Annotated in this window: 8 protein-coding genes; 4 read left to right on the forward strand and 4 right to left on the reverse strand. The window is 36.2% G+C overall.

The window, feature by feature from the left end; translation table 11 throughout:
* Window positions 1-9: 9 nt before the first annotated feature.
* The 4 genes from ABN099_RS18005 to sodA all read right to left on the reverse strand — a co-directional run bounded on the left by ABN099_RS18005 (window position 10) and on the right by sodA (window position 2,117).
* Window positions 10-291 (reverse strand): helix-turn-helix domain-containing protein, encoded by a 282-nt coding sequence (locus ABN099_RS18005; RefSeq protein WP_349465751.1) that lies wholly within the window; start codon window positions 289-291, stop codon window positions 10-12.
* Window positions 272-601, reverse strand: coding sequence for a type II toxin-antitoxin system RelE/ParE family toxin (locus ABN099_RS18010; protein ID WP_349465753.1), 330 nt, complete (start codon window positions 599-601; stop codon window positions 272-274). Before ABN099_RS18010 ends, ABN099_RS18005 begins: the two co-directional genes overlap by 20 nt.
* Before the next feature lie 112 nt (window positions 602-713).
* Window positions 714-1,388 carry a 6-hydroxyaminopurine reductase gene (gene yiiM / locus ABN099_RS18015; protein ID WP_349465755.1) on the reverse strand — a complete coding sequence of 225 codons (675 nt, stop codon included), beginning with the start codon at window positions 1,386-1,388 and terminating at the stop codon, window positions 714-716.
* Window positions 1,389-1,493: 105 nt separating this feature from the next.
* Window positions 1,494-2,117, reverse strand: a complete 624-nt coding sequence (gene sodA / locus ABN099_RS18020) for a superoxide dismutase [Mn] (RefSeq protein ID WP_349465757.1) — start codon at window positions 2,115-2,117, stop codon at window positions 1,494-1,496.
* 365 nt (window positions 2,118-2,482) lie between these two features.
* On the opposite strand from sodA, the gene acs reads away from it, so the two are divergent.
* From acs to ABN099_RS18040, 4 genes are all read left to right on the forward strand, one after another.
* Window positions 2,483-4,441 (forward strand): acetate--CoA ligase, encoded by a 1,959-nt coding sequence (gene acs, locus ABN099_RS18025; protein WP_349465759.1) that lies wholly within the window; start codon window positions 2,483-2,485, stop codon window positions 4,439-4,441.
* A gap of 179 nt (window positions 4,442-4,620) precedes the next feature.
* Window positions 4,621-4,932, forward strand: coding sequence for a DUF485 domain-containing protein (locus tag ABN099_RS18030; RefSeq protein ID WP_349465761.1), 312 nt, complete (start codon window positions 4,621-4,623; stop codon window positions 4,930-4,932).
* Window positions 4,929-6,584 (forward strand): cation acetate symporter, encoded by a 1,656-nt coding sequence (locus tag ABN099_RS18035; protein WP_349465763.1) that lies wholly within the window; start codon window positions 4,929-4,931, stop codon window positions 6,582-6,584. Before ABN099_RS18030 ends, ABN099_RS18035 begins: the two co-directional genes overlap by 4 nt.
* 393 nt (window positions 6,585-6,977) lie before the next feature.
* Window positions 6,978-8,561, forward strand: coding sequence for a phosphoethanolamine transferase (locus ABN099_RS18040; RefSeq protein WP_349465765.1), 1,584 nt, complete (start codon window positions 6,978-6,980; stop codon window positions 8,559-8,561).
* Window positions 8,562-8,996 lie beyond the last annotated feature (435 nt).

The following is an 8,996-nucleotide window of genomic DNA, read 5'->3' on the forward strand; positions in this document are numbered from 1 at the left end:
GTGTTTTTTTTAGTAAAGAGGAATTATTGGGTTCTTAATACCACAAGCATACGCATATCTCGCTAGGGTATCTATACTCGCTTTAGTAATATTATTTTCTATTCTGGTAATTACTGGCGGTGTTACACCCATTCGCTCAGCAACTTGCGCTTTTGTCAGATTCTCGCGTTTACGCCATTGAGCCAATGTATCTCTCAATTTTTCCTTACGCGTTTCGTCATCCCAAGCCACACGATATTCTTCATCTTCCATCATCTCATTATGTAATTCTTTATGACTTCTCAATTTCATTGAGCACCTCCATCAATCGTTTTTGGGCGATCTCAATCTCTTTCTTCGATATTTTTTGCGTTTTCTTAAGAAAGACACGAAGCATAATAACTGTGTTTCTTTTATGGTATATCCATATGCCTCTAGCAATATCAGTACCCATAGTACGGATCTCGAAAAGACCATTCCCTAAATATTTTGTATCAGGCTCTCTTAATAAACGAGCATCGTGCTCTATCTTAGCAATAAGTTTATCGTATTTAACTCGTATTTGAATAGGTAACTCTAATACTTCATCCCAAGCGTTTGGGTGGTATAAAATTTCAAACACGAGCTTTTCCTTAACTTAAAAATTAGCCTACAAGCTAATTTTATGCAAGGTTAAATTAGCCCACAAGCTAATTTTTATTAATAATACCATTAACTATCAATTAGTTAACTATTTATTCCTTAAACAACCGTCGATTAAAACTCTCAATGGTTTGATTTTGCACTCTTAACTGCATTGTCTTGCTCCAACTCGCAGATAACCCCGCAGCACTTAATAAACGACGATAAAGCTCTTCATCAAATGGCATATGAAAGGCGATAGAGATCGCTTCTTTTACTGAAATATCGCTATTTCTAGAAACTAAAACCAGCGGATGATGGCTTCCCGTTTCACCGGCACCAATAACTCTATAGAGCCAACCACAGTAACCACTATCTTGCATAATTTGTGAGAAATTACTGATATCCGTTACTGTATTTAGCTTATAACAAGGTGAACGTGGTTGAGTGACTTGAATAAAAGTATTGCCCCATTGGTATATATCTCCAATAAAGACACTCTCTTCAGTCATACCAATTGTTGAAATATTTTCGCCAAATGCCGGGGCATTAAAAAAATCGGCTAATTCAGGAAATTGTTCAGACCAATAGTGATAATGTTCTTGAGGATAATGACATAATGCGCGATCAGGACCACCATGAAAGCTCTTTTCTGCTTGTTCATCTCCAGCTAATCCAATAGAAGTTAATTGGATATTGCCATCCACCAGCCTTTTGGTGATAGCACTGGTAAATCCATTCGATGTTGTCGTTATATTGCCGATAAAAACTGTGGGTAAATAGCGCATAATTCACTACCTAAACAAAAAGAATAACCCATAGTAAAGGATAGTGGCATCAATAAACAATGCCGACAAAAGTCGGCATTAAAAAATGAGAAGAGAAAAGAAAAATTACGCTTTGCTCTGATAACGTTTTTGCGCTTCATCCCAGTTAACAACTGACCAAAACGCTTTGATATAGTCTGGGCGGCGATTTTGATATTTTAAGTAATAAGCATGTTCCCAAACATCTAAACCAACAATTGGATAACCAGAAGCACCCGCTAATTCTTCACCCATTAATGGGCTATCTTGGTTTGCGGTAGAAACAACGGCTAATTTACCGTCATCTTTAAGTACTAACCAAGCCCAGCCCGAACCAAAACGGCTTGCTGCTGCTTTTTCAAAAAGTTCTTTAAATGCATCAACACTACCAAAATCACGTTCGATAGCATCTTTTAGGGAACCTTGCAGTTGAGTACCTAATTTTAAACCTTGCCAAAATAGAGAGTGGTTTGAGTGACCACCCGCATTATTGCGCAAGAATGTACGCTGATCAGCAGGAGCTTTATGTAGATTTTTAACTAACTCATCAATATCTAAGCCCGCAAGCTCTGGTAGTTTTTCTAATGCTGTATTGGTGTTATTCACATAAGTTTGATGATGTTTAGTATGGTGAATTTCCATAGTACGTTCATCAAAGTGTGGCTCTAATGCATCATAAGCATAAGGAAGTGCAGGTAATGTATAGCTCATATTAATCTCCAGTGCTGTTTTATATTGGATCACACCATGTGACTTATCGTTTCATTATAGTTAAAAAAACGCTAATGAAAATCATTATCATATCCATATTATTTTTGTGGTTTTTATCCTGCACTATTCAACTCATTTTCACAGCATATTATTTTAATTTAAAAGTGTTTAACTAAATTAAAACCCTATTAAACAAGTAAAAAGTAGATAAATCATATACCACTGCCTTTAGCACTAATTGATCACACCATGAAAACCACTTCCATTATTTCGTGATCTTCTGCGCAAAAAAGAAACAATGTTTATTTGTCCTTTTTTATTAACCTCTTTTTGACATAGTATTAACAAGAGTGAGGAGAATAATTATGACAAAAATAAACCAACATCATATTCCTGCTAGCATTGCAGAACATGCCCTGATCAATAAAGAGCAATACCAAAAAGATTATGCATTATCCATCAAAAATCCTGAGGCCTTTTGGGCAGATAAAGGAAAAATTATTGACTGGATAACACCATACACTGTGGTAAAGAACACCTCATTTGACCCTGGTCATGTCCGCATTCGCTGGTTTGAAGACGGACAACTAAATATCAGCCAGAACTGTCTTGATCGCCACCTTAAAACGCGAGCTGATCAAGTTGCTATTATTTGGGAAGGTGACTCACCTAATGAGTCGAAGAAAATCACTTATCGACAACTTCATCAAGATGTTTGCCAATTTGCTAACGTATTAAAAAATTTAGGCATTAAAAAAGGCGATGTAGTCGCTATTTATATGCCAATGGTGCCTGAAGCTGCGGTTGCCATGTTAGCCTGTACTCGTATTGGTGCTATTCATTCTGTTATTTTTGGTGGATTCTCACCAGAAGCCGTTGCGGGTCGAATTATTGATTCAAAGGCAAAATTGGTTATTACAGCTGACGAAGGATTACGTGCTGGTCGTGCAATTCCATTAAAGAAAAATATCGATGATGCTTTAAACCATGCTGATATTCCACCAATCAACCATGTTGTTGTTTTTCGTCGTACAGGACATACAGAACAGTGGGTTGAAGGGCGTGACTTATGGTGGGATGAAGTCATTCAAGGTGTAAGCACCGAATCTGATGTAGAAGTGATGGATGCTGAAGATCCACTTTTTATTCTCTATACATCAGGCTCAACAGGTAAACCAAAAGGGGTACTGCATACTACTGGTGGTTATCTGGTTTATGCCTCAATGACATTTAAATACACCTTTGATTATCACGAAGGTGAAATCTATTGGTGTACTGCTGACGTTGGCTGGGTAACAGGTCACAGTTACCTACTTTATGGTCCCCTTTCTAATGGTGCGACAACGGTAATGTTTGAAGGTGTACCAAATTATCCTTCAGTAAACCGTATGGCACAGATTGTCGATAAGCATCAGATAAACATTCTCTATACAGCCCCTACTGCTATTCGTGCATTAATGGCTGAAGGTGATAAAGCGATAGAGGGTACTCAACGCACATCATTGCGCATCCTAGGCTCTGTTGGTGAACCTATTAACCCAGAAGCATGGGAATGGTTCTATCAGAAGATGGGACGCAGCCAATGCCCTGTTGTGGACACTTGGTGGCAAACAGAAACTGGCGGTTTTATGATAACCCCACTACCGGGTGCTATGGATTTAAAACCGGGCTCGGCTACTCGTCCATTCTTTGGTGTTCAGCCCGCCATTGTTGATAATATGGGTGAGATCCTAGAAGGTACTTGTGAAGGTAATTTAGTTATTGTTGATTCATGGCCAGGACAAGCTCGTACTCTTTTTGGTGACCATGAACGCTTTGAACAGACTTACTTCACTACTTTTAAAGGAATGTACTTTTCTGGTGATGGTGCTCGTCGTGATGAAGATGGCGATTACTGGATAACAGGTCGAGTTGATGATGTACTTAATATTTCAGGTCACCGTTTAGGTACCGCAGAAATAGAATCGGCTCTTGTTGCTCACCCTAAAATTGCAGAAGCAGCGGTTGTTGGTATTCCTCATAATATTAAAGGGCAGGCGATTTATGCTTATGTCACTTTAAATCATGGAGAAGAACCCACCCCAGAACTTTACACTGAAGTACGAAACTGGGTACGTAAAGAGATAGGACCAATTGCCACCCCAGATATCCTCCATTGGACTGATTCCTTACCAAAAACCCGTTCAGGGAAAATTATGCGTAGGATCTTACGTAAAATTGCCTCTGGCGATACAACCAACCTCGGAGATACCTCAACACTCGCAGACCCAGGTGTTGTAGAGAAACTGTTAGAAGAAAAACAGTCTCTATCACTGACAGCTTAGTGTCTATTAAAAGCCACTTATTCAAAGGTGGCTTAATTAAAAGTGTTTCTCATTAAAATTACAATGCAAAGGCATTAAAATGCCTTTGCTAGGCTCTCTCACCTAGAAATCATGAAATGCGGGGATTTACGCCTCTAAGTCATGTGATAAACCAAACAATTATATAGAGGAGAACTCTGATGAATGCCAATATTTATCAAGAGATAGCAGATAACCCTCGCTTTAAAGAACTGGTTAAAAAACGTAGTCGTTTTTCATGGACACTCTCTATTATCACGCTTGCAATGTATGTCTCATTTATATTTCTTATTGCTTTCTATCCACAGTGGTTAGGAACTCCTTTGTATGAGGGATCTTATATAACGAGGGGAATTCCAATTGGAATTGGTCTAATCGTTGCCTCATTCGTACTCACTGGTATTTATGTTATCAGAGCAAATACGGAGTTTGACAAATTAACGGCCGAAATCATTGATGAGGTAGAAAAATGAGAAAACTACTCTATGCCATAAGTCTATTTATGCTTTCATCAACGTTGGCTTATGCAACAGCAATTACTGAAGGTGGTGAAAAACAACCTATGAATATTCAGGCAATTATTATGTTTCTGATATTTGTAGGATTAACACTTTATATCACTTATTGGGCTTCAAAGAGGACTCGTTCACGCGCCGACTATTATACAGCGGGTGGTAAAATCACCGGGTTTCAAAACGGAATGGCAATAGCGGGCGATTTTATGTCAGCAGCTTCCTTTTTAGGGATCTCAGCATTAGTCTATACTTCTGGTTATGATGGCTTAATTTATTCGATAGGATTTTTAATTGGTTGGCCTATCATTTTATTTATTATTGCTGAACGGTTGCGTAATTTAGGTCGTTACACATTTGCCGATGTTGTCTCTTATCGATTAAGCCCTAAACCCATCAGAACACTCTCTGCTGTCGGTTCACTCGTTGTGGTTGCACTTTATCTTATTGCCCAAATGGTTGGTGCTGGCAAACTAATCGAGCTTCTCTTTGGATTGAATTACCATATAGCAGTGGTTCTTGTCGGTATTTTAATGGTGCTTTATGTTCTGTTTGGCGGAATGCTAGCAACAACATGGGTACAGATAATTAAAGCAATTTTGTTACTTGCTGGCGCAACATTTATGGCAGTAATGGTTATGAAAGTTGCTAATTTTAATTTTAATACATTATTTAAAGAAGCGGTCAGTGTACATCAAAAAGGCTTCTCTATTATGAGTCCTGGTGGATTGGTATCAGATCCTATATCCGCGCTCTCCTTAGGCCTTGCATTAATGTTTGGTACTGCTGGGCTTCCTCATATCATCATGCGCTTTTTTACTGTTAGCGACGCTAAAGAAGCCCGTAAGAGTGTATTCTATGCAACAGGTTTTATCGGCTATTTCTATATTCTTACTTTTATTATTGGTTTCGGCGCTATCTTACTCGTTAGCCCTAATCCTCTGTTCAAAGATGCCACCGGTGCTTTAATTGGTGGAACCAATATGGCAGCTGTCCATTTAGCAGATGCTGTTGGTGGAAATTTCTTTCTTGGCTTTATCTCAGCAGTAGCCTTTGCCACCATTCTCGCTGTTGTTGCTGGATTAACATTAGCGGGTGCTTCAGCTGTTTCTCATGACCTTTACGCTAATGTGATTAAAAATGGTAATGCCGATGAAAAAAAAGAGCTAAATGTCTCTAAAATCACCGTTGTTATTTTGGGAATAGTCGCAATAGGGCTGGGTATTTTGTTTGAAAAGCAAAATATCGCCTTTATGGTTGGGCTCGCATTCTCTATTGCAGCAAGTTGTAACTTCCCTATTATCTTACTTTCAATGTATTGGAAAGGGCTAACTACAAGAGGTGCAGTTGCTGGAGGATGGTCTGGATTATTAATCGCAGTGACCCTAATGATCTTAGGTCCAACAATTTGGGTTAATATTCTTGGTCATGAAAAACCGATTTATCCTTATGAATATCCCGCATTATTTTCTATGGTTATTGCTTTTGTTGTTTCATGGGTATTTTCTATTACAGACAAATCATCTTTGGGTCAGCAAGAAAAAATAAAATTCCAAGCTCAATTTATTCGTTCTCAAATAGGGATAGGCATAGAAGAAGGCAAATCACATTAATTATGTGCTAAATAATTTACTTATCATCTCTGCAAAAAAGTGCTGACATTACTTAGCACTTTTTTGTTTTCATCCGCGATAACTATAATATTATTATTTATATTTAGATAATATAACTTTTAAATACATATCTATACATTATTTTAATAAACAATATTTTTATTTTATAAATAGTTGTTTATTTAAAATGAAAATCAATCAATTATCAACTCTCATAACTTCTTAGGTTTGTAAATACTCCCTATTTTATACTCACAAAAAGTCATAACCTCCCTCTAAAATAGTTAAGATATCAGTTTCAGACTCATTTTAGCCAATCAATACTTGTATTCTCAAAAGGTAAATGGTTAACTTTTCAGTCCATATAAAAAAGGTGGCTGTTTTAAATAGACTATGTCCAAGTTAACGTGTTACTTACTTTTGTTTATCTTATCCATAGCACCTGCAATATTAGGTGGTTCAACGCTACATATTGAACAAAAGTTTTATATCATCATAATTGGTTGGCTTATCATGCTAACGTGTGGTGGCATTTATCGTTCTGTTATTGGAAAAGCTATAACTTTTATCGTTAGTGCATTGTGGGCATTAAATCTTTCTATTTCTCTCTTCTTTTATCGTGAACATGATATTCCATTTTCATCATCTATCGCAGAAACCTTTATTAATACAAATGGCAGTGAAACAGTAGGGATGCTTTCTTATAATAAGTATTATGTTCTATTTTATATTTGTATTTTTATAATCTATTTCTTTCTTATACATAAAAGCGCTCACTACTTAACAATAAAAACAAGCAAAAAAAACTTGATATCCATTATTCTATTAATAATGATTATTCCATTATATAAACAGCTAGGATTAAGAGAGGAAGATAAAAATAGACTACTCGCTGAATATATCTTTCTTAATACCCCATTTTATAATGCAGCAGCGTTAGTAAAAACATTTCATGAGAACCAACAAATAAGAAAAATAGCATCTCAAGAGGTCTCTTATAAATATACTAAAAACAATGATAAAACAGAGATTTATATTATTGTTATTGGTGAATCAGTTCGTCGCGATCATTTAGGTATATATGGTTATCCTTATGATACAACACCCAACTTAACCAAAGAAAAAGAGAATATTTTACTGTTTAATCAAGTCTATTCTCCAGCACCTGTTACTATATTATCAGTCCCCATTTCACTATCTAATATTGGTTTAGAGCAATTACAGAATAAAAAACATTATGCTGACAATATCATTTCATTAGCTAACCATGCTGGATTTAAAACTTATTGGTTAAGTAATCAAGGGGAAGGTAATCAAAAAACAAGTGTAATTTCAGTTATTGCAAATATGGCTGAAAATAAAAAATGGAATGATTTTATTGGTTATGATGAAGCATTACTTCCTTATTTAGACGAAGCTTTAAATGATAATTCGACGAAAAAAAAGCTAATCGTACTACACACTTATGGCAGCCACGAACCCTCATGTAACCGATTTCCTGCTAATGAGCTTATTAACTTTACTCAACAAGAAGATGATAACTGTTACGATAGCTCTATAGCTTATACAGATAAACTGATTAAACAAATTATAGACAAAGTAAAAAATAAGCCAGCCTCACTCCTTTATTTTGCAGATCATGCATTACAACGATTTGATAAAAATAGAGATATCCGCTACCACCATGGTGTAAATAGCCCTAGAAAAGAGGCTTATGATATTCCATTATTTATTTGGTATAGCTCATTATCTACACGCCCTAATATTGATGCTGAACGCTTAGTTAATCCCTATTCAACGGCTGATAATTACTGGCTTCTTAGTGATTGGTTAGGTATAAAACATACTTCACCAAAAGCCTGTCGTTCACCATTAAGTCATTGTTACCAAGAAAAACCATCAATTATGGTTATTGATGGTAATAAAAATATTCTAGACTATAATTTATTAAAATCAGAGCAGCAAGAACCTCAATAAACAAATTTAAAGTCTAGAAAGCTTCATAATATACTTTTTATTACCAAGCCTACTCTCCTATTTTTCACTCTAGTTTATATCTCTATATGCGCATTATTCTTTTCTTTAAGCATATATTAGGCAGGCTTAAAGCCCGATACTGTGATTTTAAATCACTTGTACTGACATGATTAAATAATATAGAGCCACTATTAGATTTATATAATATTGAAGGGTGCTGTATTTAAGGTTGTTACTGCAAGTTTATTGCTTTCTCAGCATATAAAAGTGAATAAGTAGATGAGTTAATTAGATCTGATTACTTATTATTGACTTAATATTCTCTAAAAACACTAAATTCCAAACGCAAAAAAGCCAACCCAGTGGGTTGGCTTTCTCGTCTTATTTAATGCCTGGCAGTTCCCTACTCTCACATGGGGAGACCCCACACTACCA

It is taken from the genome of Proteus hauseri (genome assembly GCF_040139125.1).
Lineage (GTDB): Bacteria > Pseudomonadota > Gammaproteobacteria > Enterobacterales > Enterobacteriaceae > Proteus > Proteus hauseri_B.